Origin of the sequence: Stenotrophomonas sp. PvP093, assembly GCF_017876915.1 — a bacterium.
Taxonomy (GTDB): domain Bacteria; phylum Pseudomonadota; class Gammaproteobacteria; order Xanthomonadales; family Xanthomonadaceae; genus Stenotrophomonas; species Stenotrophomonas muris.
This window is the reverse complement of record NZ_JAGIOX010000004.1, coordinates 2,060,204-2,085,193: the sequence shown is the minus strand read 5'-3', so window position 1 is coordinate 2,085,193 and position 24,990 is coordinate 2,060,204. Positions and strand designations below refer to the sequence as shown.

Sequence of the window (24,990 nt, the reverse complement as noted above, 5' to 3'; positions counted from 1 at the left end):
CAAGCCTCAGTCGTCGCCGGTGACGCGCAGGATCTCTTCCAGCGTGGTCACCCCGCTGTCGATCCAACGCTGGCCGTCCTGACGCAAGGTCCGCATGCCGGCACGCCGCGCCGCCTCGCGCAGTGCAGGTTCACCCTGCCCTTCATGGATCAGCGTACGCACGCGATCGTCCACCACGAACAACTCGTGGATGCCGGTACGCCCCCGGTAGCCGCTGTTGGCACAGGCCGCGCAACCCACCGCGCGCCATACGGTACGGCCGTCCCCATCCACCTCGGCACGCCGGCATTGGGTGCACAGCCGCCGCACCAGCCGCTGCGCCAGCACACCGCGCAGCGACGAGGCCAGCAGGAACGGTTCCACGCCCATATCGGCCAGGCGCGTCACTGCCGAGATCGCGTCGTTGGTATGCAGGGACGCCAGCACGCCATGGCCGGTCAGCGACGACTGCACCGCAATCTGTGCGGTCTCCAGGTCGCGGATCTCGCCGATCATGATGGTGTCCGGGTCCTGGCGCAGGATCGCGCGCAGCGCGGTGCCGAAGCTCATGCCGATGCGCGCGTTCACCTGGATCTGGCCGATGCCGGCGAAGTCGTACTCCACCGGGTCCTCCACGGTGAGGATGTTGCTGGTGCTGCTGTCGAGCTGGCCCAACGCGGCGTACAGCGAGGTGGTCTTGCCACTACCGGTCGGGCCGGTGACCAGCACGATGCCATGCGGCTGCCGGATCAATCCAGTGAACGTGGCCAGGGTGTCATCGGCCATGCCAAGGCGCTGCAGCTGCAGACGGCCGGCATCCTTCTCCAGCAGTCGCAGCACGGCGCGCTCGCCATGCCCGGTCGGCACCGTGGAGACTCGGATATCCAGCGGACGCCCACCCACGCGGATCGCGATGCGCCCGTCCTGCGGCAGGCGCTTCTCGGCGATGTCCAGGTGGGCCATGATCTTGATGCGCGATACCAGCGCTGCGTGCAGTGCGCGCCGTGGCTGCACCATGTCGCGCAGCGTGCCGTCCACCCGGTAGCGCACCACCGAATGGGTCTCGAACGGCTCGATGTGCAGATCGCTGGCGCCATCACGTGCGGCCTGCGCCAGCAGCGCGTTGATCATGCGGATCACCGGCGCATCATCCTGCGCGTCCAGCAGATCGGTGACTTCCGGCATGTCCTGCATCAGCCGGTCCAGATCGACTTCGCTCTCGGCGGCACCGACCACGGCAGCGGCGTCGCCGCCGTCACGATACTGCTCAGCCAACCGCTGCTGCCACGTCGCGGCATCCAGTGCCTGGAAGGGCAACGGTCCATGCCGGCGGCGCAGTTCGGCCACAGCCCACGCTGCGGTATCGACGGTACCCAGCAGCACAGGCTCACCGCCAACCTCGGACAGCATCACCCCATGGCTGCGCACCCAGGCGTACGGCAGTGGCGCGGCGGCGCTCACGGTCCGATCACCAGTTCCGGCGTGTAGCCCAGCCCGCGCAGTTGCTGCAGTGCCGGATCCAGCGTCGCCGGGTCGCGCGGCAGCCGCACCCGCAGGCGCTGGCCACTCTCGCCCGGCGTCGCCTCGGCATAGGCCTGCAGGCCCAGCGCCCGCACCTGCGCCACGCCCTGGCGGGCACGGGTCGGGTCCACCCCCTGTGCGAACTGCACCAGCTGCGCATCGCCGTCACCGGCCGGATACAACGCTGCCAGGCTGGTGTTCTGCAGCGGCTGGCCCTGGCCATCGCGCGCATTGCCCTGGCCGAGTACAGACAGGTCCTGCGGCGGCAGCTGCGGTGCCGACAGCGCCGGCAATGCCCAGCTCTGCACCGGTTGCGCGCCAGCCTGCGCGTTGCGCATGTAGTCATAGCGGTCGCGGGTCAGGCGCTGGCCGGCGGCCGGGTCACGCACTACGTGGGGACGCAGGAACACCATCAGGTTGGTCTTGGCGCGCCTGCGTGTGTCGCTGCGGAACAAGGCACCCAGCACCGGAATCTTCCCCAGCCCCGGCACCGCGTCACGGCCATGGCTGACGCTGTCTTCCAGCAGGCCACCCAGCACCATGATCTGGCCATCGTCCAGCAGCACGCTGGTATCCAGTGCGCGCTTGTTGGTGATGATGCCGGCCGTGCTGTTCGCGCTCTGCGCATCGATGCTGCTGACTTCCTGGTAGATGTCCAGCTTCACCGTGCCGCCCTCGGAAATCTGCGGGCGTACCCGCAGCTTCAGGCCCACGTCCTCGCGCACGATGGTCTGGAATGGATTGTTGCTGCCGCCGCCACCGTCGGTCACGTAGCGGCCGCTCACAAACGGCACGGTCTGCCCGACCATGATGCTGGCCGCCTCGTTGTCCAGCGTCATCAGGTTCGGCGTGGACAGGATGTTGGCACCGCCCTTGCTCTGCAGCGCGTTGGCCAGCGCCTTCATGTTGAGGATCTGGCCGACGCCGGGCAGGTTGATGGTGCCGTCGATCACCCCGATCTTCAGGCCATCCTTGGGCAGCACGTCCAGGGTGGTGCGCGCGGTGGTGTTCAGCCCGCTGCCACCGCTGGTGCCGCCAAAGTGGGTGCCGCCGAAGGTGCGGCCATTGCCCAGCATCCACTGCACGCCCAGTTCGGCCGCGTCGGTCTGGTTGACCTCCACGATCAGGCTTTCCACCAGCACCTGTGCACGGCGCTGGTCAAGCTGGTCGATCACCCGTCGCAGGTTGCGGTACACCGGTTCCGGCGCCGAGATCAACAGCGTGTTGGTGGCCACGTCCGCCTGTACCGAAATGCCGTTCTGGCTGAAGCCGGTGCTCCCGGCGTCGATCGGGTCGCGGCGGTTCGGATCCAGCCGCTGCGATTCCAGCGCATTGCTGCCGGTCCTGGCCTGTTGTGGCTGCGACGGCTGCGCCGGTGCGGAACGGCTTGCATCGCCAGGCAGTGGCGTGATGCCTTCATTGCTGCCCACTGCCGGCGCATCGCTCTGCCCCGCAACCACGCCGCGCAGCACGCCGGCGAGCTGATTGGCCTGGGCATTGCGCAGGTAGACCACATGCAGGTTGCCGGACTCGTCCTGCGCGCGGTCCAGCTTCTCCACCAGCTGCCGGGCCAGACGGGTGCGCCCGGGACTGCTGGAACGCAGCAGCACGCTGTTGCTGCGCGGGTCGGCCATCACCACCACCTTCTGGCTGGGCTCTGCGCCCTGCGCATCCAGCAGCGGCGCGACCATCGCCGCGACGTCTACGGCGATGCTCTGCTGCAGCTTCACCACATCGGTGTCCATGCCGGCCGGCGTGTCGACGCTGGCGATCACCCGCGCGATGCGCTCCAGGTTGTCGGCATAGTCGGTGATCACCAGAGTGTTGTTGCCCGGGTTCGCCGTGATCGGATTGTCCGGGCTGATCATCGGCCGCAGCACCGCCACCAGCGCGGCGGCGTTCTCGTAGCGCAGCGGAAAGGTGCGCGTGGCGACCTCGCCTCCTGCACCGCCACTGCCCACCCGGCCACCGAGCAGCTTGGCGTCGGCCTGCGGCACCACCCGGCTGACGCCGCCATTCTCGACCACGGCGAAGCCGCGCATGCGCAGCGCGCCCAGCAGCAGCTGATAGGCCTGGGTACGGCTGATCGGGCCATCGGAGACCACCGTCATCTTGCCGGTCACCCGTGGGTCGACCAGGAACTGGCGGCCGGTGAACCGTGCCGCCATCCGCAGCACGCCACCGATATCGGTATCCACCAGGTTCAGCTGCACCGGCTCATCGCGTGTGTCCTGCGCTGCCACCGGCGCCGGCACGTGGGCCATGCCCACGATCAGGGCCAATGCAGTACTGCAGGCAAGGCTGCGCATCGCCCTCATGGATGGGCACCCGCAGTGGCCACCATCACGATGTTTCCGGAAATCCGTGCCGCCGGCATGTTCGCGTCCCCTGTGCGTGTCAGTTGCAGCTGCTGCAGCTCGATGGCCGGGTCGGCCAGCAGCGGCAGCAGCCAGTTCCATAGCGCATCGGCGGGCACCGCCTGCACCTGCAGGTGCCAGCGCCCGTCACGCGCTTCGATATGCAGGCCGTCGGCAAGGCCGGCGGTCTTGATTCCATCGCGCAGCCCAGGAAGTGTCGGATGCTGGCCCTGCGCCAGCTGCTGGCGCTCACGGACGCGCAGCAGCGGTGCCAGTGCGCGCGACTGCGCCTGCAGCCGCGGTAGCTCGGCCTGCCAGTGCGTGCGCTGCTTCAGCAGTGGCTCCAGCCACAACGACCACAGGCCCGCCACCAGCAGCGCCACCACCATCACCCACAGCATCCGCCGGTCGCGCGGTGGCAGGCGTTGCCAGCGCTGCTGCAGGCCGGCCAGCCCCCCGCCCAGCCGCAGGGTGCGGGCCGTCACTGTCCCGCTCCGCTCACCCGCAGGCGCCCACCGGCGTCGCGCGCCAGCAGCAGGCCCTGCACCTGCAGCGCCTGCTGCCAGTGCTCAAGCCGCTGCGGATCGTCGGCCAATGCCTGGGCATCGGCATCCAGCTCCATGTCGAGCTGGCCGGGCTGGTAATGCAGGCTGCGCACCTGCCCGGCCAGTTCCGGAACCGCCAGCAGCGTGCTGGCTACCTGCCGTTGCAACGGCGGCAACGGTGGCGCTGGTGGCGGCACCGCCAGAGCACGCCTTGCCTGCAGCACCGGATCCACCACATCGGTGATCTCCGGGAAGCGTGCGCTGAACTGCCGCGCCATGTCCTGTTGCAGCGCCTCGCCCTCGATCCGCCAACGCCAGACCTGCAGCTGCAGGCCGAGCGCGGCCAGCAGCACTGCCGCCAACGCGAGGCCGATTGCCAGGCGTGGCGCTTGCCGACCCGCACCGGGCAGCGGCAGTGACCACCCCGGCAGAGGGCCACATGCCTGCCGTTCCTTCATGACGGCGGTGGCCGGCAGGCTGTCCGGCCACGCCGGCGGTACGCTGCCGATCCATTGCACGGCCTGCACGCCGGCCTGTCGCAGGCGCACGGCCAGCGCCTGCATGACTGCACACGCATCACGCCCGCCATACCACTGGACGAACCCCCGATCGCGCCCGCTTCGCACCAGCAGGTGCTCGCCGCTGACCTGCAGGGTGGCCTGTCCGTCCTGCCAGGGCAGCAGCAGGGGCGTCGGATGGAGTGCCTGCAGCTGCAGTCCGCACGAAGCCAGCAACTGCTGCGCCTGCAGGACCGCCTGCTGGCCGAGCCAGGCCACCGGAACCGTGCCGTCAGCCGCCTGCGCACCGTGGGCCAGCGCGACGTCCTGCAGGTCATCCAGCAACATCGCCTCCACCTCACCCTGCAACGCCAACTGCAGGCGGCGCCCGGACAACGGTGGCAGCTGCAGTTCCAGCAGGATCAGGTCGCTCGGATCGAGGCAGGCATGCACCGCAGCCCGCGGATGCCGCAGACCCAGCGCCGCCAGCGTGGCGCAACCATGGGCCAGCACCTCGCCCTTGTGCAGCTGCGCCCAGTCCACCGCGCTGTCGGCGTGCAGACCCTCAAGCGTCGGCAGGCGCACCCGAAGCTGCCCGTTCATGCGCCGATCCTCGTCCACACGCGTTGCACACGCACGCCATCGTCGCGGTACTCGCGCCAGAGCAGCGCGCGGAAATCAACCGTGCTGCCGTCAGCCTGCACCTGGCCGACGGCCAGGAACCACTCGCTATGGATACCCAAGGGAAGTACCGCCATCTGTTCGTTGCTCAGTTGGAGTCGGTTGGCGATGTCGCCGCGATTGAGCAGCCAATGGCCAGCGTCGCGCTCACCGAGCAGCGCCTGCAGCCGTGCCGGCTCGACCGCAGGCGTCACCGCCTGCAGAACGCGCAGGTCGCTGGTGTTGGCGTTGACCAGGGTCTGTGCCGGCAACACCACGGTGCGTCGCGCCAGCGCCTGCAACGCCACCGGATCGGCACCCGGCAGCACCTGTTCGATCAGTGATTCGCGTGGCAGCGGCGCCTGCGCCTGCATGTCGCCATCGCGCAGGCGCGCCTGGATGTGGTCCGCGGCGGATGTGCAGGCGCCCTGGCCCAGCCCCTGCCCGGCACACAACGCGATGAACGCGCGCCGCGCCTCGGGGTCCGGCCTGCCATGCGCAAGCAGATTGCGCAGGTTGAACATCGACTGCGCATCGACCAGCTGCAGCTGCACCGGCAACGGCGCCTGCAGCTCCAATGGGCGCGCCCAGCGCCCGCTGCGCACCGTGGTCAGCTGTTCCTTTGCATCCTCACGCAACTGCTGCGCCGCACGTTCCAGCGTTGCGTCCACGGCCATGCGTACCTGTGCGCGCAGCTGGTCACCACGCAGCGCGCGCAGCTGGGCCGACTGCCGGGTGAGCAGTGCAGTGGCAATCACTGCCACCAGTGCCACCACCAGCAGGGCGACGATCACCGCCATGCCACGTTGACGGACACTCGAAACAGACCGCATCCGGGCTGACATCGGCCTGCCTCACAGCTGCCACGAGCCGATGTCCGCGTTCCCGGCGTCGCCACCGGGCTTGCTGTCCGCACCCAGCGAGAACACATCGATGTCGCCATGTGTGCCAGGCACCTGATATTGGTACGGATGGCCCCACGGGTCGTTCGGCAGGCGATCCAGATAGGGCGTGACCGGCATCGCGCCACTGCCCTGCGGCGGCTTCACCAGCGCCTGCAGGCCCTGCTCGGCGCTGGGATAGCGACCATTGTCCAGCTTGAACAACTTCAGCGCCTGCATCAGCGCCGCGATGTCCTGGCGCGCTGCCACCACGCGCGCCTGGTCGGGACGGTCCATCAAGCGCGGCACGATCAATGCCGCGAGAATGCCGATGATCACCACCACCACCATGATCTCGATCAGGCTGAAACCCTGCTGCCGAGCCCTGCGACCGCCCACCTGCCTTGCCATTGTTCCGCCCTCGTCATCCTGGAAGAGACCGCTGCGCCATGGTCAGCGGTGCATGTGTCAGTACGATAAACATCCGCCGGCAATTCGCTGCGCATGTGCCTGCGCGGGCGTCGGCGCAGCCGGTACGCGTGCCGCCTCGAGCAGGTGTGGCGGCACACTGGCCAGCGTTTCGTCGATGCAGCCGCGCAGCAGGGGAAGCGCGCACGCCTGCAACAGGCGCACGCACTGCATCGGCGACCACGCGGTGCCATGGTCGAGGCCGATGAACGTGCGGTAGGCCTGGTGATAGCGCAGATCGTCGTACACACGCTGCGCACTGTTGAGGTCACGCACGACCACCAGCAGGGCCGCACGTTGCAGCAGCCGCACATCGCCTGCGTCAAGCGGCAGCGCGTTCATGGCTGCTTCGGACCACGGCCGCAGCTGCAGATCAAGGGCGCGCCGCAGCGCCGCCAATGGATGCGCGCTGCTGTCCAGTGCCGCCCAGCGCGCCGCATCGGCCCAGGCATCACTGGACAGCACCCAGACCCACGAGTGCCCGTAGCGTTGCACATTCAAGGGCGTGTGCCGCGCCTGCTCCAGTGACCGGCTCAGGTGGCGATCCAGCTCCAGCATGCTGACCCTGCGACTGTCTGCCATCTGCGTCGCCCGTGCTCCGCGACGCGCGGTGCGTCGTACTCTGGAGAAGACGTCAGCAAGGCAGGTGAAGCGACAGCGCGAATGCCGCTCTGTGCGCTGGGTGGTGCTTCATCGGCAACGTCATCGCAGCGTCATCCGCCTGCAGGCTTCGCGCTGCAGGCGCGGTGCGTCACCCCCGCAGCGGCGGGCCAGCACCGCAACGTCGCTGCGCGCGGCGAACGCGACCAGCGCGTCTGTCATGTCCACGTCATCGCACCACGACGCCATCGCAATGCGCACCGCCGGCAGCTGCCAGCCGTCCATCACCCCGCGGGTGCCCGCCACGAACCAGTGCCACAGCCGATGGTGCAGCACCTGCTCGTGCAGCTGCGCGAGATCCCTGATGCCATGCACGTCCATCAGCAGCAGCGCGCGTGCCAGCGCCGCAGGCGGCAACACACCGGTTTCAGCCAGCGGCAGCACCTGCTGCTGCAGGCGCAACAGCATCGCCAGCGGGTGCGACTGCGGATCGAAGTCCAGCAGCACGGCCTGTTGCTGCCACTGTGCGTCCGATACCACGCATACCCATGGCGAGCCGTAGCGGTGCACCATCAACGGCCGTCGCTGGGTGGTTTCCAGCAACGCCGACAGATTGCGGCGCAGATCCAGCACACCGATGGTCTCGTTGCGCATCCTTGGCGTCTCCTTGCTTGCAACAGCCCTGCGCGGCGCGCACGGCCAGCATCTTCACCTAACCAAGGACGGCAATGCCACCTGGAAAGCGACGCAGATCCAGCGACATCGTCAGTCGCAGCTGCTCCAGCGCCGCATCCGGATCATCGATGCGGAAGCGGCCGCTGACCGGGGCGCGCGCCAATGCCGATTCACCCAGCAGCACCTTGCCGCGGCGGTAGCGGTTGATCTCCTCCACCACCTCGCGCAGCGGCGCCCGGCGGAACACCAGCATGCCTTCGGTCCAGGTACTCACTTCCGAGGCCACGGCTTCGGCCACCACGCCACTGAGGCGCTCGTCGTACCGGGTCTGCTGGCCCGCCTGCAGCTGCAGGCGGCCCTGCGGGTGCTCGATCCGGGCGCTGCCCTGCAGGCAGGTCACCCGTACCTGGCCGTGGGTGTTGCGCACGTCCAGGCGCACCGCAGCTTCATCGGCAATCACGCAGCCCGCCCCTGCGAACAGGGCCAGGCGCAGGCCGGCCCGGGTCTCGATCGCGGCCTGGCCCTGCACCAGCTCGAAGCCTTCGCCCTCCGTGTCCGCACGGCGGCGCAGGCTGCTCTGCGTATCCAGCTCGATCTTCAGCTGTGGCGAAGGTGCGATCTGCAGCCGTTCACCGGTACCGGTGTGGAAGTCGGCCGTCATCGCCGTCACCGAGGGCCACAGCCCCAGCGGCGGACGGATCGCCGCCACCACTGCCAGGCTGGCCGGGGCGGCAATCGCGGCGCCCAGGAAGGCACGCCGGCTCCAGCGCTGGGTCGGCGTCGGCGCGACCGGTTGGCGTGCGGCGGCAGGCAGCTGCTCGCCGGCCAGGCGTACCTGCTCCCATTGCCGGCGCGCACGGCCGAATGCTTCGCGATGACGGGGATCAGCCTCGCACCACGCGCGGAAGCTGCGCCCGTCGGCCGCGGTAGCCTCGCCCGAGGTCAGCCGCACCACCCACGCGTGCGCCTGGCGCTCGACGGCATCCAGCGGGCGTTGCGGGTGATCGTCAGGATCCATGGGGGCTCATGCCGGACCCGCACGCTGCGGGGTTCTGCTCGGCGTCAAAGTGTAGACGGATGCCGCCGCTCAGAACCGCACCTGGCGCCCCTGCCCGCTGCGCTCGGCCAGGTAGTCCTGGGCCGCCTTCAGCTCACGCTGCACCAGCCGCAGCGACACGCCGAGGTGATCGGCGACGTCACGCTGCTGCAGGCCATCGACGCGGATTGCCAGCAGGATGCGGCGACGCCGCTCGGGCATGCGCTGCAGCAGGCCCACCATGTCCTCCAGCGCGAAGTCCAGTTCGGCCGCCTGCGCCGGCCCCGGTGCCGGGTCGGCCATGTCCATCAGCGTCTCCACCTCTTCCAGGCTCAGCAGGCGATGGTCGGCACGTTGGCGGTCGATCACGGTATTCATCGCCATGCGCAGCAGGTAGGCCGCAGGGTTCTGCACGGCGTCCAGGCGGTCACGGCGCGCACTCAGGCGCATCCAGGTGTCCTGCAGCGCGTCACCGGCCAGCTCCTCCGATCCCAGCTTGCGCACCAACCGGCGTTTCAGCTCGTCGTAGGCCCCCAGAAGGTGGTCCATCAGGTCAACTGCGCCAGCCGCACCGTTGCTCATGTTCGAATCCTTGAAGTCATGGAAGGGGCGCGCGCCGGCCACAGTCGTGGTCGGTGCCGGAAGGACGGATCTGCAGGGTCACCGGCTGCGCCAGCGCGGCGGCCTCGGTCGCCAGCACCAGGCCCTGCAGCGCCTGCAGCAGGCGTGCATCGCGGCGGGCACTACCACTGCCGGACAGCAGCTCGGGCTCGCTCACCCGGCCCGCACTGTCGATGCGGAAGCGCAGCGTCGCGGCGTAGCGGCCGGGCGCGATCTCCGGGTCGTCACAGAACGCCGCACGCAGGCGCTGCTGCAGGCCACCGTAGCGACGCCGACGCTCGGCCTCAGGGAGTTCAGCACCAACATCGGGGCCGGTCGCCAAGGGCGTGCCCCGGCGCAGCACCACACGCTGCTCGCCGATCACCTCGGCCTCGATACCGGAGTCCTGCAACAGCACCTGCAGTGCCGGCAGCGGCGGCAGGTTGGCGTGCAGCGGATAGCTGCTGCGCCCGGCGGCAAGGTCGCCCGGGTACATCACCGACCACCCGCTGATGACGCTGAAGCGCTCGACCGCCTGTTCCAGCGGCTGCGCAGGGATGTCGTAGGCATGAACTCCGTCCTGCCCGGCAGCGGCAAAGGACAGCAGCAGCCACGCGACGATGGCCACCTTCCAAGTTCTGACCGCATGGTGTCCATTCAGCCCCCTGACGTAGAACACATGACCCTCGGCAGCGACAGCAGCTGCAGTGGACGCGCACCAGGACCAGCACCCGGCCCGCGCGCGACCCGCAAGCGGGCTCAAACCGTACCGGGGCCACATGTCATTGCGATGACCGCCGCCTACAGCCGACGTGAAGCCAGTCACCCATCAGGAATCAATAAATCGAACGGACCACCTCATCCACGCCTGGGGTCAGAGCCCGTTGCGCAGCAACGGGATCCGACCCCGTGCCGGCCCAAACGTGTCGACCAAGGTCGACACCCACCAGGAGCAGTTCATGCCGTTCCGGCAGATTGCGGGGAACTGTCGAAGGCGGGGTGGGTCTGGTTGCAGGGGTGTCCGCGGCATGGATGCCGCGGCCAAGCCCCCATGGAAGGGTTTACGGCGTCCCCTGCAACCGGACCCACCCCGCCATCCAACGGAATGCACGCTGTTGCTTCGGCTGTTGCTTCTGGGGTTGCCGGCCAGCGGCCGGCACTACCCGCGGGCGCCGGGTGCAACCCGGCCGCAAACCCCCGCCCTTCACAGCGGCAGCTGGGTCGTCTGCTTGATCCGCTGCATCGGAATCTCGGTCTTGGTGTTCTGCACCCCGGCGATCCGGTTCAGGTGCTGCATCTGGAACTGCCGGTAGGCATCAAGGTCGGCCACCGCCACCCGCAGCAGGAAATCGCAGTCACCGGCCATCAGATGGCATTCAAGCACTTCCGGGAAAGACTTGATGCTGTTGATGAAGTGATTGGTTGTGTCCTCGTCCTGCCCGCGCAGCCACACGCGGACGAATACCGTGAAGCCACGGCCCACCTTGGCCTCGTTCAACAAGGCCACGTAGCGGTCGATGTAGCCGCCTTCCTCCAGCAGCCGCACCCGACGCAGGCAGGCCGACGGCGACAGCCCGACCAGCCGGGCAAGCTCCAGGTTCTGCAGGCGGCCGTCGCGCTGCAGGGCGTCGAGGATACGCCGATCGAGGTTGTCGAGCTGATACTGCATGGGATTTCGCCCTTGTCACTTTTGGCCGCATGAAATATCAATCATCCAGAATCCAGTGGCATCAACGCAACCCGATTTCGCGATCGGACCGCTAGCATGGGCCACCCCCCACCTCGTTGTGCCGTTCCATGGACGCCCGTACCACCCTCCCCCTGCCCGACACCTGCGATACCGCGCCGCGTGCCGAATTCCTGCGCGGCCTGCGCGCCGCCGTGCCGGTGATGATCGGTTTCATTCCCTTCGCCCTGGTGCTCGGCGCGCAGGCCGCCCAGAAAGGCCTGAGCGCACTGGAAGTGCCACTGATGACGGGCCTCAACTTCGCTGGCGGCTCGGAGTTCGCCGCCGTCGAACTGTGGACCTCGCCACCGCACATCGCACTGATCGTGGCGATCACCGCACTGGTCAACAGCCGCCATCTGCTGATGGGCGCCAGCCTGGCCCCACTGCTGCAGCACCTGCCGCGCCGCCGGGTGCTGCCGGCGTTGTTCTTCATGTGTGACGAAAGCTGGGCGATGGGCGTGGCCGATGCGCGCCGCCGTGCGCTCGGCTTCAGCCTGGCCTATTACCTGGGCGTCTCCGCGGGCCTCTACACCGTCTGGGTGGCCTGCACCGCGCTGGGTGCGATCGTCGGGCCGCTGCTGGGCGACATCCACGCCTACGGCTTCGACATGGCCTTCCCCGCCGTGTTCCTGGTGCTGCTGCGCGGCATGTGGCAGGGCATGAAGGCCGCGCGCCCGTGGCTGGTCAGCCTGGTCGTGGCCGCCGCCACCTATCTGCTGATCCCGGGTGCGTGGTACGTGGCCAGCGGCGCATTGGCCGGCCTGGCCGCCGCCTGGCTGCTGGCGGAGGACGCAGCATGATCTTCAACGGCCTGATCCACTGGTCCTCGGTGCTGACCATCGTGCTGATGGCCGCCGCCACCTACCTGACCCGCATCGTCGGCTTCCTCGCCCTGCGCAACCGCACGCTGGGCAAGCGCGCGGTGACGGTGATGGAAGCCGCCCCGGGCTGCGTGCTGATCTCGGTGATCGCTCCGGATTTCGTCGCCGACAAGCCCGCCGACCTGGCCGCGCTGGCGATCACCCTGCTGGCCGCCACGCGGCTGTCGATGCTGCCGACGGTGCTGATCGGCGTGGTCTCTGCGGGTGTGTTGCGCTATCTGATGGGGTAGCTACCGGACCGCCGGGCAATGCCCGGCGGTCCGTAGTGGCGCAGCAGTGCAATCACGCGCTGCTGCTTGCCGCCAGCAGGCACAGGCTGCGCGGCGGCAGGGTCCAGGCACCTGCCTCATCCGGCTCCAACGGCGTTTCGTCGGTCTGCAGGAGTACGCGCCGGAACGACAAGGCTTCATCCGACACACTGAACCGCTGCGGCTGGTCCCCGGCGTTCAACAGCAAGGCCAGGCTGACATGCCGCCCGGGCTCGCGCAGGCCGCTGTCCGGGCTGCGGCCGTCCAGCACGATCAGCAGCGCACGCAGCCCTGCGTCATGCCAGTCCGCTTCCTCCATGCTGCGGCCGTCAGGATGCCGCCAGTCGATATCGCGCAGGCCCAGCGCTTCATCGTATTCGCCGCGCAGGAACCGGTTCCTGCGCAGCAGGCCATAGCGTCGGCGCAGCGACAGCGCCCGGCGTACGAACCCCACCTGCGCCTGTGCAGCCGGCGATGCCGCACGCTCCCAGTCGATCCAGCTCAGCGGGTTGTCCTGGCAGTAGGCGTTGTTGTTGCCCTGCTGCGAATGGCCGAACTCATCGCCGGCCAGCAGCATCGGCGTGCCCTGCGCGAGCAGCAGCGTGGCCAGCAGGTTGCGCATCTGCCGCGCACGCAACGAGAGGATCGCCGCATCATCGGTGTCGCCCTCCACACCGTGGTTGCTGGAGAGGTTGTGCGAGTGGCCATCGCGGTTGTCTTCGCCGTTGGCCTCGTTGTGGCGATCGTTGTAGCTCACCAGATCGTGCAGGGTGAACCCATCGTGCGCCGTCACCAGGTTGATGCTGGCCGAGGGCCGCCTGCCATGATGTTCGAACAGGTCGGCCGAGCCGGTGAAGCGCGTGGCGAATTCCGGCAACTGGCCGCCATCGCCGCGCCAGAGCGCGCGCACCGTATCGCGGAAGCGGTCGTTCCATTCCGCCCAGCCCGGCGGGAACTGGCCCAGTTGATAGCCGCCCGGGCCGATGTCCCATGGCTCGGCAATCAGCTTCACCTGGCTCAGGACCGGGTCCTGGCGTACCGCATCAAGGAAACTGCCCGAGGCATCGAAGCCATGCCGCTCGCGGCCAAGGATGGTGGCCAGGTCGAAACGGAACCCATCCACCCGCATCTCGGTCACCCAGTAGCGCAGCGAGTCCATCACCATGCGCAGCGCGCCGGCATTGGTCAGGTCGAACGTGTTGCCGGTGCCGGTATCGTTGATGTAATAGCGGCGATCATCGGCCAGGCGGTAGTAGCTGGCATTGTCGATGCCCTTGAAGGACAGCGTAGGGCCCAGCTCATTGCCTTCGGCGGTGTGGTTGTAGACCACGTCCAGGATCACTTCGATGCCGGCACTGTGCAGCCGCGCGACCATCTGCTTGAACTCGGCCACGGTGCCCAGCGAGAGGTAGCGTGGCTGCGGCGCGAAGAAGCCGATGGTGTTGTACCCCCAGTAGTTGCGCAGCCCGCGTTCGAGCAGCTGCTGGTCATCCACGTAGGCATGCACCGGCAGCAGCTCGATGGCGGTCACCCCCAGATGGCTGAGGTGGTCGACCACCGCGTCGTGGCGCAGGGCAGAGAAGGTGCCGCGCTCGGCCTGCGGAACATCGGGGTGCTGCATGGTCAGTCCGCGCACGTGCGCTTCGTAGATCACGGTCCGGTCCCAGGGCGTTGCGGGTGCACGTTCGACACCCCAGCTGAAGGCCGGATCGATCACCGCGCAGCGTGGCATGTAGCTGGCGCTGTCGCGGCGGTCGAAACTGAGATCGCCATCGCGGTGGCCCAGGGTGTAGCCGAACAGGTGCGGCGCCCACTTCAGCTCGCCGACGATCTGCTTGGCGTAGGGGTCCAGCAACAGTTTGTTGGGATTGAAGCGATGCCCCTCCTCCGGCGCATACGGGCCATGCACCCGATAGCCATAACGTTGCCCGGGCCGCACGTCCGGCAGGTAGCCGTGCCAGATCTCGTTGGTGTACTCAGGCAGGACGATGCGCTCGACTTCACGGTTGCGCGCATCGAACAGGCACAGCTCCACCCGGGTGGCATGCCGCGAGTACAGCGCAAAGTTCACGCCCAGCCCGTCCCACGTCGCGCCCAGCGGGAACGGCCGGCCTTCGCGCACGCGCGAGGTCTGCGTCCACTTACGGCTGGCCATCGGTGCCCTCCTCGCCGCGCGCCGCGGCAATCTCGGCCTCCACCAGGCGCTCGGCCATGTGCCAGTGCCGCTGCTGCTGATCGTCCGGGCGCCCCTCCGCTTCCCAGATCTGGTGGGCCAATGCCTCAATCCGCTGCCGTCGTTCCCTGCTGTCCATCCCTACCTGTCTCCTCGTTGATCCATATCGCCAGCGGGCTGCCAGCCAGAAGCCTGCCCACGTCCGCGGTTGCGTTGAAATGTTCGATGCGCCCGTCCAGGAGGTTGCGCATGGGGCCTGTCGGCACACCGTGCAGTGCTACGCCGGTGCCGACGTCGTGCGCGGCGTGCAGGCTGGGCCCAGGCACGGCGGCGGGCGAACCCCGCCGCACGATCACCAGCAGCACCTGCGCCTGATGCCTGCGCGTGAACGCCAGCCACGGCGAGCGCGCAGGCGCGGACAGCGGCTGCAACTGGCCATGCAGGAACAGGTGCGGGTGCCTGCGGCGGCACTCCAGCAATTGCCGCAGCAGGAATGCCTTGATGCCACCGTCCCGCCAGTCTTCCAGCAGCGCGGGCCACCCGCGCGTATCGCGCAGCCACGCCTGCCGCGCTGGATAGTCCACGGCACGCCGGTTGTCCGGGTCCACCAGGCTCAGGTCCCAGCCTTCGCCGCCCTGGTAGAGGTCGGGCACGCCGGGCAGGCAGTGCTGCAGGCACAGCTGCGCCAGGCCGTTGCAGGCGCCGGCCGGCGCGATGCGCGCCACGAACGTCGCCAGCGCCTCGCGCACCGGCTGCAAGGGCGCTGCGTCCAGCAGCGCGTGCAGCCACTGCGCGGCGGCCTCCTCCACGGCCACATCCGGGTCTGACCAGCTGCTGACCCGCTTGCCCTCGCGCAATGCCTTGGTCAGCCATTGCACCATCCTCGAGGCGAAGTCGGCGCCAGGGGCACCGTGCATCGGCCATGCGGCCACGAGCGCCTGCCACAGTGCGTAGGCCTCGGCACCCGGCAATGGCATCGGCGCGCCGGCGCGGGTCAACATCCGGTTCCAGCGCCGCACAGCGTCCCGCCATTCGAACGTGCAGGTACTGAGAACCGCCAGCCTTGCCCGGCTGTCGGCGCCGCGCTTGTGATCGTGGGTCGCAAGCGCAAGCAACGCCCTGGGATGGCGACGCAAGCGCGCGGCGGCGTGTTCCAGCAGCGCGCGCCCCTCCATGCCCAGCCGCTGCGGATCACTGCCGACGTCGTTGCGCGAGAGCAGCCTGAAATAGCGATAGAAGCCGGTGTCTTCCACCGACTTGGCATTCAACGGCGCGGCCAGTTGACCGAAACGCGCACGCAGCACGCGCTCGGCCTGCGCCTCGCCGGCAAGCGCTGCCAGCAACAGGTCCAGCGCCGCGCGTGCGGCACCGTCCAGTGCCTGGCGCGCTGCGGCGGAAGCGTCCGCCAGCGCCTTTCGTTCACCCGCCCCCTGCAGCGAATAGGGCCGGTAGGTGCGGTAATGCCCCAGCACGGAAGCCAATGCGCGGGCCAGCGCAGCCACTCCGATATCGGCTTCGGCCATCCGCGGCTGCAGGACCTGCTGCGCGCTGCGCAGCAGCCGCTGGAAGTCGGCATGAAGGCCCTGGCGCAGCAACATGGCGCGGGCGTCCTGCTGGATCCGGTCGAAGCTGCGCGGGTCACCGCCCAGCGCCTGCCACGTGCGCGAGAGCGCGGGTGCAGCCGCCGGATCGTGCAACCAGGCACCGGCCTGGTCCATGAAGTCATAGCCGGTGGTGCCGTCGCAGGCCCAGCCGTCGGGCAGCTGCTCGCCCTCGGCCAGTATCTTCTCCACATGCAGGCTGACGGTCTGCGGGTCACGACCGCCGGCCGCGCAGGCGGCGTCGAGCGATTCACGCAGGCGCTGCAGGTACGCGCCCGGGCAGGACAGGCCATCCACGTGGTCGATGCGCAGGCCGTCCACCCATCCCTCGCGTACCAGCCGCAGCGGCAGCGCATGCACTGCCTCGAACACATCCTCGCGCTCCACCCGCAGCGCGGCCAGTTCGTTGATATCGAAAAAGCGCCGGTAGTTGACCTGATCGCCGGCCGTGCGCCACCAGGCCAGACGGTAGTGCTGCCGCTGCAGCAGCGTGTGCAACCGTTCAACGCTGCGGTTGCAGCGTTCGGCCCACGCCGGCCACTGCGCGGGTTCCAGCGGATGGCTGCGCGGCGACAACGGCAATGCCAGGCCATGGTGGCGCAGCACGGGCCGCGCGTTGTCCACCACCACGCGCACCACGCCGTCGCGTACCGCGTCGTGCAACGGCCGGTCCAGTACCGGCAGCCAGAGCCGGCCCTCGCAGCCCGGCGCCTCCCAGTCGATGTCAAACCATGCTGCGTGCGGGCTTCGAGGCCCGTGCATCAGCACATCGCTCCACCACTGGCTGTGCGGGGACGCCGCCAGATGGTTGGGCACGATGTCCAGGATCAGGCCCATGCCGTGCGCGCGCGTCACTTCCGCCAGCTGCCGGAAGCCCGCTTCACCGCCCAGTTCCGGATTGATGCGAGCCGGGTCGATGCCATCGTAGCCATGCGTCGACCCGGGCACCGCCGCAGCGATCGGTGACAGGTAAAGGTGGCTGACGCCCAGCGCGGCGTAGTACGGCACCTGCGCGGCAGCCGCCCCGAGGTCGAAGCCTGCGTGCAGCTGCAGGCGCGCGGTGGCACGCAACCCCGTCATTGCCCGGCCCTGCGGCGCGTGGCACTCAGGCGCGCCACGCGCGCATCGGCCGCGTCAGCATCCCACGTCGGCGGCAGGCGGCGGCGCCAGTTGGGATGGCCGCCGACGGTGCCTGGCAGGTTCACCTGTGCGCGACCGCCCAGCGCGTCTTCCAGCGGCAGCAACGCCAGCCGGGACGCCGCGTGGGCGACCAGAGACAACGCCCTGGCGTCCAGCGGCGCGCCCTCGCCGCCAACCACCGCAGACAGTGCCTGCGCGTCGCTGGCGCGCGCGCGCAGTGCCGCTGGCAGATCCGCCAGCTCACCCAGGCGTGCGCGCCAGCGCAGGTCACGCCCGCGCAGCCAACCGGCCAGCGGTGGCAGGTCATGGGTGGAGGGCATGGCCACTGCATCGCGGCGCCACTGCGGCGCCGGCAGGAAGCGCGCGCCGTTGCGGGCAAACGGCAGCACCTCGATGCCCAGAATGCCCCGGGCTGCCAGCCGCTGGCGCATGCCCGGCGGAACCACGCCCAGGTCTTCGCCGATCAGCACGCAGCGATGCCGCCAGGACTCCAGCACCAGCAGGTTGATCAGATCATCGAACGGATAGCGCAGGTACACGCCCTGCCCGGCGTCCGCGCCACGGGGCAACACCCACAGCCGCAGCAGGCCCAGGATGTGATCGATGCGAAGCCCGCCGCGGCCGGCCATCACGGCGCGCAGCACGCGAAGGTAGGGTGCGAAGCCCTCGCGCTGCAACGCCATCGGTGACCAGCTGGTGATGCCCCAGGCCTGGCCGAGCGGATTGAACGCGTCCGGCGGCGCCCCCAGCTCAAGTCCCTGCAGCAGATCAGCACCCCCGGTGCGTGCCTCCACGCCCTGCGGCGCGCAGCCCACGGCCAGGTCGGCAATCAACCCGATCGAAGCGCCCTCGTCGCGCAGCGTGGCGTGTACCTGCGCCCAGCCCTGCTGTGCCAACCACTGCGCAAACGCATGGTCGTCCGCGCTGCCGGTGAACCGGTCGGCGGCATGCTGGCAATAGTGCCGCAGCGGATCGCCCTGCATGGCACGCCAGGTTTCGATCTGCGCGTGCTGCGACGGTGCCTGCGCTGCAACCCATTGGCGAACCTGCCGTATCCAGCGCCACTTCACTGCCGCCGAGTGCGGCCAGTCGATGCGACGTGCGGCAGTCCCCGCTTCCACCGCCGCCGCCAGCGCCTCGTCCCCGCCCAGCACGCTGTTGGCGGCATCGGGCAATACCTGCGGCAGGGAGACCTGCAGCGAGTCGAGCCAGCGCCGGTCGCTGGGCGAATAGGGGCTGTAGCCTGGGCCCGGTGGCATGCCCGCGTGCAGCGGGCTCAACGCCAGTGCGTCGCCGCCGTGTCGGTGCAGCAGCTCGCTCCATCGTGCACAGCCGGCACTGTCACCGATGCCGGCATCACCGGGTGCGCGCAGGCTGTAGACCTGCGCCGACAGGCCCCAGCCGCGCAGCGTGCCCCGCGGCCACCAGGCACGCTGTGGCGCCACCGCAACCGCCTGTTGCTGGTCGCCCCGGCGCCACTGCCAGTAACCCGGCTGGTCCGGCACGCGCCAGCGGCCCTGCGCATCGGCACGAGCGGGCAACGCTGCGCCCTGCGCATCCACCCAGCACGCTGCGCCGGCTGCCTCCGGCATCACCAGCAGCTGTCCGCAGCAGGCCGTGCGCAGGCCAGCGTGCTCGGGCACCGCCTCGCACTGCAGCCCCTCCAGCACGGCGCGCAGCACGTCCGGCGCGACCTCGCGCGCGGCACCGGCCACGTCGGTCCAGCGGACCAGCAGGCCCGCACGGCGGGCCGTCTCCCGCACCGCTGCATCCGTATTCATGCGGCGACCCAGCAGGCCAGCACGCCGCCGCCTGCCGGCAGCATCCCGGCAGCGTCCGGCCCCACGACGCACTCGCCGGCCGGCACCGCATGCGCCACCGGCACAGGGCCCACGTTGATCGCGATCCACCATTGGCCCGATGGCAACTGCCAGCCCGCCTGCACCGCGCCTTGGCCCAGCACGCGCGCGCCCAGCGACCGCGCCTGCAGCAGGCCCGGCTGCAGATAGCGCCTGCGCAGGCCGAGGAACTCACCCGTGCAGCGCAGCCAGTGCTGCGACCAGGGATCATCGCCGGGCGGCGGCGTGTACGACGCCTGCAGGGTCGCCGCATCGTTCGGGTCCGGAATACGCGCGCGCGCGGCGGCGTCGGCAAAGGCGCTGAAACCAGCGAACTCACGGCGACGCCCTTCGCGCACCGCCTCGTCCAGCGGCGGCCCGTAGTCGGTGAAGAACAGGAACGGCGATTGCGCCTGCCACGGCTCGCCCATGAACAGCAGCGGGATCATCGGCGTCAGCAGGGTCAGCGCCAGCGCCGCGCGCAGCGGCGCAGGATCGGTCAGCATCGACAGGCGCTCGCCGAAAGCGCGGTTGCCCACCTGGTCATGGTTCTGCGCGAATACCACAAAACGCGCGGGCGACAGGTCGGCGCTGGGTTCGCCGCGGGGATTGCCGCGCAGGTCCGGTTCACCCTGCCACGCGAATCCCTCGGCCAGGCAGCGCGCCAGCAGTGCTTCGGCGCGACCGGCATAGGCCGCGTAATAGCCTTCCTGCTCGCCGGTCAGCATCACGTGCAGCGCATTGTGGAAGTCATCGTTCCACTGCCCCTGGTAGGCGCCGCGCAGCCACCGCGCCTGGTTGCGCTCGTTCTCCAGCACCAGGTGCGCGTGCGGGGCCACCGCACGTACCTCATCGGCCAGCTGCTGCAGGAAACGGTCATCGTCAATGGCGTGCACCGCGTCCAGGCGCAGGCCATCGAAGCCGTAGTCGCGCAACCACATCAGCGCGTTGTCGATGAAAAAGCGCCGCACCCAGGGCTGGCAGAAGTCGATGGCCTCGCCCCACGGCGTGCTGCGGTCGTCACGGAAGAACCCGCGCGCGTAGTCGCGCAGGTGGTTGCCCTGTGGTCCGAAGTGGTTGTAGACCACATCCAGCAGCACCGACAGCCCTGCATCGTGCGCCGCTTCGATGAAGGCCCTCAGCGCTGCCGGCCCGCCATAGGCATGGGCCGGCGCATACGGGAACACGCCGTCGTAGCCCCAGTTGCGCTGGCCGGGAAACTGCGCGACCGGCATCAGTTCAATGGCGGTGATGCCCAGCGCGGCCAGCATCGGCAGTTGCGCGGTCAACGCCGCGAAGCCGCCCCCGGCCTCGATATGCACCTCATAGATCACCAGGTCCTGCCAGGCATGCCCCTGCCAGGCAGGCCGCGCTGCCTCCGTATCCAGCACCACCGCGCTGTCGCCGTCGATGCCGTCCGGCTGCCAGCGCGAGGCCGGGTCGGGCACGTCCTGGCCAGAAGGCAGGCGGAACCGGTAGCGGTCGCCATGCGATGCCGGTATTCGCAGCCAGTGGCAGCCGTCCGGGTCGCGCTGCATCGGCCGCTGGGTGCCTTGCAGGCACAGCGCCATCGTTCTTGCGTCCGGTGCCCACACGCGGAACTCCACCCCGTCACCGGCCACCGGCCAAGCGCCCAGGCGCGGGGCAACTGTGGTCATGCATCAACCTGCAGGTACAGCGTGGACAGCGGCGGCAGCGTGAGCCGCAGCGACTGCGCGTGGCCGTGCATCGGCCTCGGCTCGGTATGCACTGCGCCGAGGTTTCCCGCATTGCCGCCACCGTAATACGCGCTGTCGGTGTTGAGCCGTTCGCTCCAGCGCCCCGGTTGCGGCACCCCGACCCGGTAGCCGTCGCGACGCACCGGAGTGAAGTTGCTCACCACCAGCAGGGTGCGGCCGCTGCCGGCAGGATCCCGGCGGATGAAGGCGTAGACGCTGTTGCGACTGTCGTCCGCCACGCTCCAGTCGAAGCCGCGTTCGTCGCGTTCGTCGCGATGCAACGCCGGTTCGGCGCGGAGCACGTTATTGAGGTCGCCCACCAGGCGCGACAGGCCCTGGCCCTCGTTGCTGGCCGCCCGTGCCCAGTCCAGTGCCGCATCGTGCGACCACTCATGGCCCTGGCCGAACTCGCCGCCCATGAACAGCAGTTTGCTGCCCGGGTGCGCCCACATGAAGCCGTAATACGCGCGCAGCTGGGCCAGCCGCTGTGCCGGCTCGCCCGCCATCTTGGCCAGCAGCGCGCCCTTGCCATGCACCACCTCGTCGTGGGACAGCGGCAGCACGAACCGTTCGGAGAAGGCGTAGACCAGGCCGAAGCTGATCTGGCTGTGGTGATGCGAACGATGGACCGGATCGCGCCCCAGGTACTGCAGGGTGTCGTGCATCCAGCCCATGTTCCACTTGTGGGTGAAGCCAAGCCCGCCCTCCTCCACCGGCGCTGTCACCCCCGGCCACGCGGTGGATTCCTCGGCGATCACCAGCACGTCCGGGAAGCGCTCCCGCAGCGTCTGGTTCATCCGCCGCAGGAAAGCGACCGCCTGCAGGTTCTCGCGCCCGCCCTGCTCGTTGGGTACCCACTCCCCCTCGGCACGGCTGTAATCCCGGTACAGCATCGACGCTACGGCGTCCACGCGCAGACCGTCGACATGGAAGCGCTCCACCCACTCCAACGCACTGCCGATCAGGTAGGCGGCCACTTCGTTGCGGCCGTAGTTGTAGATCAGCGTGTCCCAGTCGGCGTGCACCCCTTCGCGCGGGTCGGCATGCTCGTACAGCGCTGTGCCATCGAACCCGGCCAGGCCATGCGCATCGTTGGGGAAGTGCGCGCTCACCCAGTCCACGATCACTCCCACGCCGGCCTGGTGACAGCGGTCCACGAAGCGTGCGAAGGCCTGTGGCGTGCCATGGCGTGCCGTCGGCGCGTAGATCCCCAGCGGCTGATAGCCCCAGGAACCGCCGAAGGGATGCTCGCTCACCGGCAACAGCTCGATATGGGTGAAGCCAAGACCGGCCACGTACGGAATCAACCGGTCGGCCAGGGCATCCCAGTCCAGCGGCGCACCATCGTCGCTGCGCTGCCAGGAACCCGCATGCACTTCGTAGATCGACAGCGGTGCGCAGGTTCCGGCCAGGCGGCGGGCCGCCAACCAAGCATCATCGTGCCACTCCATTTGCCCAGCCGAAGGCACCCGCGATGCGGTCGCCGGTGGCAGCTCGGCCCAGCGCGCCATCGGATCGAACTTGTCGGGCATCACCCGGCCGTCGGCGCCGACGATGCGGAATTTGTAGCGGGCACCGGCCTGCACGCCCGGCAGGAACAGCTCCCACACGCCGGCGGTGTGACGCAGCCGCATCGGATGGCGTCGGCCGTCCCACCCGTTGAAATCGCCAACCACGGCGACCCGCTGGGCATTGGGCGCCCACACCGCGAAGCGCACGCCCGCAATGCCCTGCACCTGCATCGGCACCGCACCCAGCTGCCGCGCCGCATCGGCATCACCGGCATGGAACCGCTGCAGCAGGGCTTCGTCCAACAGTGGACCGAACGCATAGGCATCGTGCACCTGCTCCACGCCCTGTTCGAAATGCAGGGCAAGCAGCGGTATCGCCGCGTCACCGGCCGCGCCCTCGAACAGGCCGGGCAACGGGCCAGGGGACAGGTTCCAGCGCCGCCCATCGTCTGCAATCACCTCGACGCGCTGCGCATGCGGCACCAGCACGCGCAGCTGGCGTCCGCCTTCTGGCTGGCGATGCGGGCCCAGCCAGGCGAATGCATCGGCCGGGCGCGCGTGGACGAGGTCCTGCAGCGCCGGGGCGATACGCTGATCCAATCCCGTCTCCGTGATCGCTTCATCCTCCAGGGCGGCCAGATGCAGGCTGTCGTGGCTCATGCGGCCACCTGGCAGGTCTGCTGGTACAGGGCCAGATACGCGCGACCGGCCGCATCCCAGCCACCCGGCCGCAGCATGGCGGCGCGGCGCATGGCCTGCAGCAGGCCGGGCAGGCGGAAGGTGCGCATCGCCCGTTCCACGCAGCGGCGCAGGCCATCGGCATTGGCGCCGTGGAACAGGAATCCGGTCACGCCATCCTCGACGGTATCCACCAGCCCGCCGGTCGCGTGTGCGATGGGCAGGCAGCCGAAGCGCTGCGCGTACATCTGGCTCAGCCCGCAGGGTTCGAAGCGTGAAGGCATCAGCAGGAAGTCGGCGCCGGCAAACATCTGGCGGGCCAGCGCCTCTTCGAAGCCGATGAATGCGCCCACCCGTCCGGGGTAGCGCCGGGCCAGCGCCTGCACCTGCGCTTCCACCTGCGGCTCGCCGCCGCCGATGATGACCAGCTGGCCGCCGGCCGCCACGATCTGCGGTGCCACATCGCAGGTGATGTCCAGGCCTTTCTGGTGCACCAAGCGGGAGACCACCGCGAACAGCGGGCCGGTCGACGGCGCCAGCCCGAACGCCTTGCGCACCGCATGCGCGTTGGTGGCGCGCCCGGTCCATTCGCCGATGCCGAAATGGGCCTTGAGGTGGATGTCGCGGCGTGGATCCCAGCTGGCGTCGATGCCGTTGACGATGCCACTCAGGTGTCCGCCGGCCGCCCGGCGCGCCAACAGGTCATGCAGCCCGCAGCCGTCATCCGGGGCGGTGATCTGCTGCGCGTAGCGCAGGCTGACCGTGTTCAGCCGCGTGGCATTGGTGATGCCGCCCTGCAGGAACGACATCTGCCCGTGGAAGTGCAGTTCATCCAGGTGTTCGGCCGGCACGCCCAGCACCGGCGCAAGCGCGTAGGGAAACAGCCCCTGATAGGCCAGGTTGTGGATGGTCAGCAGGGTCGGCACGGCTGTCCGGTCCCAGCGTACGTAGGCGGCAGCCATGGCCACCGGCCAGTCATTCAGGTGCAGCAGCTGCGGCGTCCAGTCCAGCCCGGCGCGCCCGGCCGCAATCTCCGCAGCCGCATGCGAAAGCGTGGCGAAGCGGACCGCGTTGTCTTTCCACTCCTGTCCCTGCCCATCCACGTAGGGCGAGCCCTCGCGCTCGTACAGCCCAGGCGACAGCAGCACGTAGATAGGAAGGCCGTCGGCCTGCACCGCCATGCCGATCGTGCACGCGGGCAACCCGGCTCGGGCGCTGACCCGCCCCACCGGTCGCAGCTGTGGCAGGCGCTGCAGAACCTCGGGGTAGCCGGGCAGCAGCACGCGCGAATCACATGCACCGCGCACCGCACGCGGCAACGCCGCGGCCACATCGCCCAGTCCGCCGGCCTTGATGAAGTCGGCCATCTCGGTGGCGACGAACAGCACGCGCTGCACCAGTTCTGGGAGATCCAACGGTTGCGAGTGGCCGCGGCGAGTGCCGATCGGCACGGGCGTGAGCGGAGAGATCGCAACGGGTGAAGCGGACTGGGCGGCGCGGGCCATGGGGATGATCTCGGATGCTTCAGGCAGACAGACGCCAGCGGCGCCCGGACGGGCGCTGGTGCTGGGAAGGAAGTCGACGCAGGACGTGGGGGACGTCAGCGAGAGGCTCAGGACGACAATAGCCCTCCATGCGATCAATCAACCGTGAA

General features: G+C 69.3%; 21 protein-coding genes. 2 read left to right on the top strand and 19 right to left on the bottom strand.

Going from position 1 to position 24,990, the window contains the following annotated elements:
* Positions 1-6 precede the first annotated feature (6 nt).
* The 12 genes from gspE to J3A72_RS12110 form a co-directional block, all read right to left on the bottom strand.
* Complete coding sequence (gene gspE / locus J3A72_RS12165) at positions 7-1,440, bottom strand: type II secretion system ATPase GspE (RefSeq protein ID WP_075075770.1); 1,434 nt, start codon at positions 1,438-1,440, stop codon at positions 7-9.
* Positions 1,437-3,818, bottom strand: a complete 2,382-nt coding sequence (gene gspD / locus J3A72_RS12160; protein WP_075075769.1) for a type II secretion system secretin GspD — start codon at positions 3,816-3,818, stop codon at positions 1,437-1,439. Before gspD ends, gspE begins: the two co-directional genes overlap by 4 nt.
* On the bottom strand, positions 3,815-4,342 hold the full coding sequence (gene gspM / locus J3A72_RS12155; RefSeq protein ID WP_014647368.1) for a type II secretion system protein GspM: 528 nt from the start codon (positions 4,340-4,342) through the stop codon (positions 3,815-3,817). The genes gspD and gspM overlap by 4 nt, the downstream gene beginning before the upstream one ends.
* Positions 4,339-5,502 carry a type II secretion system protein GspL gene (gene gspL / locus J3A72_RS12150; protein WP_014647369.1) on the bottom strand — a complete coding sequence of 388 codons (1,164 nt, stop codon included), beginning with the start codon at positions 5,500-5,502 and terminating at the stop codon, positions 4,339-4,341. Before gspL ends, gspM begins: the two co-directional genes overlap by 4 nt.
* Positions 5,499-6,404, bottom strand: coding sequence for a type II secretion system minor pseudopilin GspK (gene gspK, locus J3A72_RS12145; protein WP_075075768.1), 906 nt, complete (start codon positions 6,402-6,404; stop codon positions 5,499-5,501). The genes gspL and gspK overlap by 4 nt, the downstream gene beginning before the upstream one ends.
* A gap of 9 nt (positions 6,405-6,413) precedes the next feature.
* A complete protein-coding gene (gene gspG, locus J3A72_RS12140; RefSeq protein ID WP_014647371.1) occupies positions 6,414-6,851 on the bottom strand; it encodes a type II secretion system major pseudopilin GspG in 438 nt (145 codons plus the stop codon).
* 57 nt (positions 6,852-6,908) lie between these two features.
* Entirely contained in the window at positions 6,909-7,490 is a 582-nt protein-coding gene (locus J3A72_RS12135) for a hypothetical protein (RefSeq protein ID WP_075075767.1), read from the bottom strand.
* Positions 7,491-7,610: 120 nt separating this feature from the next.
* Positions 7,611-8,162, bottom strand: a complete 552-nt coding sequence (locus J3A72_RS12130) for a hypothetical protein (protein WP_075075766.1) — start codon at positions 8,160-8,162, stop codon at positions 7,611-7,613.
* Between the two features lie 58 nt (positions 8,163-8,220).
* Entirely contained in the window at positions 8,221-9,201 is a 981-nt protein-coding gene (locus J3A72_RS12125; RefSeq protein WP_075075765.1) for a DUF4880 domain-containing protein, read from the bottom strand.
* 69 nt (positions 9,202-9,270) lie between these two features.
* Positions 9,271-9,801 carry a sigma-70 family RNA polymerase sigma factor gene (locus tag J3A72_RS12120; RefSeq protein WP_075075783.1) on the bottom strand — a complete coding sequence of 177 codons (531 nt, stop codon included), beginning with the start codon at positions 9,799-9,801 and terminating at the stop codon, positions 9,271-9,273.
* A gap of 16 nt (positions 9,802-9,817) precedes the next feature.
* Complete coding sequence (locus J3A72_RS12115) at positions 9,818-10,498, bottom strand: TonB-dependent receptor (RefSeq protein ID WP_075075764.1); 681 nt, start codon at positions 10,496-10,498, stop codon at positions 9,818-9,820.
* A gap of 525 nt (positions 10,499-11,023) precedes the next feature.
* Positions 11,024-11,488: an Lrp/AsnC family transcriptional regulator gene (locus tag J3A72_RS12110; protein WP_005413654.1), complete on the bottom strand. Its 465-nt coding sequence runs from the start codon at positions 11,486-11,488 to the stop codon at positions 11,024-11,026.
* Between the two features lie 128 nt (positions 11,489-11,616).
* On the opposite strand from J3A72_RS12110, the gene J3A72_RS12105 reads away from it, so the two are divergent.
* Positions 11,617-12,348 carry an AzlC family ABC transporter permease gene (locus J3A72_RS12105; RefSeq protein ID WP_049439472.1) on the top strand — a complete coding sequence of 244 codons (732 nt, stop codon included), beginning with the start codon at positions 11,617-11,619 and terminating at the stop codon, positions 12,346-12,348.
* On the top strand, positions 12,345-12,659 hold the full coding sequence (locus J3A72_RS12100) for an AzlD family protein (protein ID WP_032959954.1): 315 nt from the start codon (positions 12,345-12,347) through the stop codon (positions 12,657-12,659). The genes J3A72_RS12105 and J3A72_RS12100 overlap by 4 nt, the downstream gene beginning before the upstream one ends.
* Before the next feature lie 52 nt (positions 12,660-12,711).
* Here J3A72_RS12100 and glgX read toward each other — a convergent pair whose 3' ends face one another.
* From glgX to glgA, 7 genes are read right to left on the bottom strand one after another with little or no spacing between them, the layout of a single operon-like run.
* Positions 12,712-14,832: a glycogen debranching protein GlgX gene (gene glgX / locus J3A72_RS12095; RefSeq protein WP_075075762.1), complete on the bottom strand. Its 2,121-nt coding sequence runs from the start codon at positions 14,830-14,832 to the stop codon at positions 12,712-12,714.
* Positions 14,819-14,989, bottom strand: coding sequence for a DUF2934 domain-containing protein (locus tag J3A72_RS12090; RefSeq protein WP_014647380.1), 171 nt, complete (start codon positions 14,987-14,989; stop codon positions 14,819-14,821). The genes glgX and J3A72_RS12090 overlap by 14 nt, the downstream gene beginning before the upstream one ends.
* Positions 14,958-17,531 (bottom strand): malto-oligosyltrehalose synthase, encoded by a 2,574-nt coding sequence (gene treY / locus J3A72_RS12085; RefSeq protein ID WP_075075761.1) that lies wholly within the window; start codon positions 17,529-17,531, stop codon positions 14,958-14,960. The genes J3A72_RS12090 and treY overlap by 32 nt, the downstream gene beginning before the upstream one ends.
* Entirely contained in the window at positions 17,528-19,372 is a 1,845-nt protein-coding gene (locus J3A72_RS12080) for a 4-alpha-glucanotransferase (protein WP_075075760.1), read from the bottom strand. Before J3A72_RS12080 ends, treY begins: the two co-directional genes overlap by 4 nt.
* Positions 19,369-21,087 (bottom strand): malto-oligosyltrehalose trehalohydrolase, encoded by a 1,719-nt coding sequence (gene treZ, locus J3A72_RS12075; RefSeq protein ID WP_075075759.1) that lies wholly within the window; start codon positions 21,085-21,087, stop codon positions 19,369-19,371. The genes J3A72_RS12080 and treZ overlap by 4 nt, the downstream gene beginning before the upstream one ends.
* Positions 21,084-23,318: a 1,4-alpha-glucan branching enzyme gene (locus J3A72_RS12070; protein ID WP_075075758.1), complete on the bottom strand. Its 2,235-nt coding sequence runs from the start codon at positions 23,316-23,318 to the stop codon at positions 21,084-21,086. The genes treZ and J3A72_RS12070 overlap by 4 nt, the downstream gene beginning before the upstream one ends.
* The gene (glgA, locus tag J3A72_RS12065; RefSeq protein ID WP_080469262.1) at positions 23,315-24,841 is read right to left on the bottom strand and encodes a glycogen synthase GlgA; all 1,527 of its coding nucleotides are present in this window, start codon (positions 24,839-24,841) and stop codon (positions 23,315-23,317) included. Before glgA ends, J3A72_RS12070 begins: the two co-directional genes overlap by 4 nt.
* Positions 24,842-24,990: the final 149 nt, after the last annotated feature.

Coding starts and splice junctions, on each gene's coding strand:
- gspD (WP_075075769.1), bottom strand. CDS start 3,818: ATGAGGGCGATGCGCAGCCTTGCCTGCAGTACTGCATTGGCCCTGATC.
- gspL (WP_014647369.1), bottom strand. CDS start 5,502: ATGAACGGGCAGCTTCGGGTGCGCCTGCCGACGCTTGAGGGTCTGCAC.
- gspK (WP_075075768.1), bottom strand. CDS start 6,404: ATGTCAGCCCGGATGCGGTCTGTTTCGAGTGTCCGTCAACGTGGCATG.
- gspG (WP_014647371.1), bottom strand. CDS start 6,851: ATGGCAAGGCAGGTGGGCGGTCGCAGGGCTCGGCAGCAGGGTTTCAGC.
- J3A72_RS12135 (WP_075075767.1), bottom strand. CDS start 7,490: ATGGCAGACAGTCGCAGGGTCAGCATGCTGGAGCTGGATCGCCACCTG.
- J3A72_RS12130 (WP_075075766.1), bottom strand. CDS start 8,162: ATGCGCAACGAGACCATCGGTGTGCTGGATCTGCGCCGCAATCTGTCG.
- J3A72_RS12125 (WP_075075765.1), bottom strand. CDS start 9,201: ATGGATCCTGACGATCACCCGCAACGCCCGCTGGATGCCGTCGAGCGC.
- J3A72_RS12120 (WP_075075783.1), bottom strand. CDS start 9,801: ATGAGCAACGGTGCGGCTGGCGCAGTTGACCTGATGGACCACCTTCTG.
- J3A72_RS12110 (WP_005413654.1), bottom strand. CDS start 11,488: ATGCAGTATCAGCTCGACAACCTCGATCGGCGTATCCTCGACGCCCTG.
- J3A72_RS12105 (WP_049439472.1), top strand. CDS start 11,617: ATGGACGCCCGTACCACCCTCCCCCTGCCCGACACCTGCGATACCGCG.
- J3A72_RS12100 (WP_032959954.1), top strand. CDS start 12,345: ATGATCTTCAACGGCCTGATCCACTGGTCCTCGGTGCTGACCATCGTG.
- glgX (WP_075075762.1), bottom strand. CDS start 14,832: ATGGCCAGCCGTAAGTGGACGCAGACCTCGCGCGTGCGCGAAGGCCGG.
- J3A72_RS12090 (WP_014647380.1), bottom strand. CDS start 14,989: ATGGACAGCAGGGAACGACGGCAGCGGATTGAGGCATTGGCCCACCAG.
- treY (WP_075075761.1), bottom strand. CDS start 17,531: ATGACGGGGTTGCGTGCCACCGCGCGCCTGCAGCTGCACGCAGGCTTC.
- J3A72_RS12080 (WP_075075760.1), bottom strand. CDS start 19,372: ATGAATACGGATGCAGCGGTGCGGGAGACGGCCCGCCGTGCGGGCCTG.
- treZ (WP_075075759.1), bottom strand. CDS start 21,087: ATGACCACAGTTGCCCCGCGCCTGGGCGCTTGGCCGGTGGCCGGTGAC.
- J3A72_RS12070 (WP_075075758.1), bottom strand. CDS start 23,318: ATGAGCCACGACAGCCTGCATCTGGCCGCCCTGGAGGATGAAGCGATC.
- glgA (WP_080469262.1), bottom strand. CDS start 24,841: ATGGCCCGCGCCGCCCAGTCCGCTTCACCCGTTGCGATCTCTCCGCTC.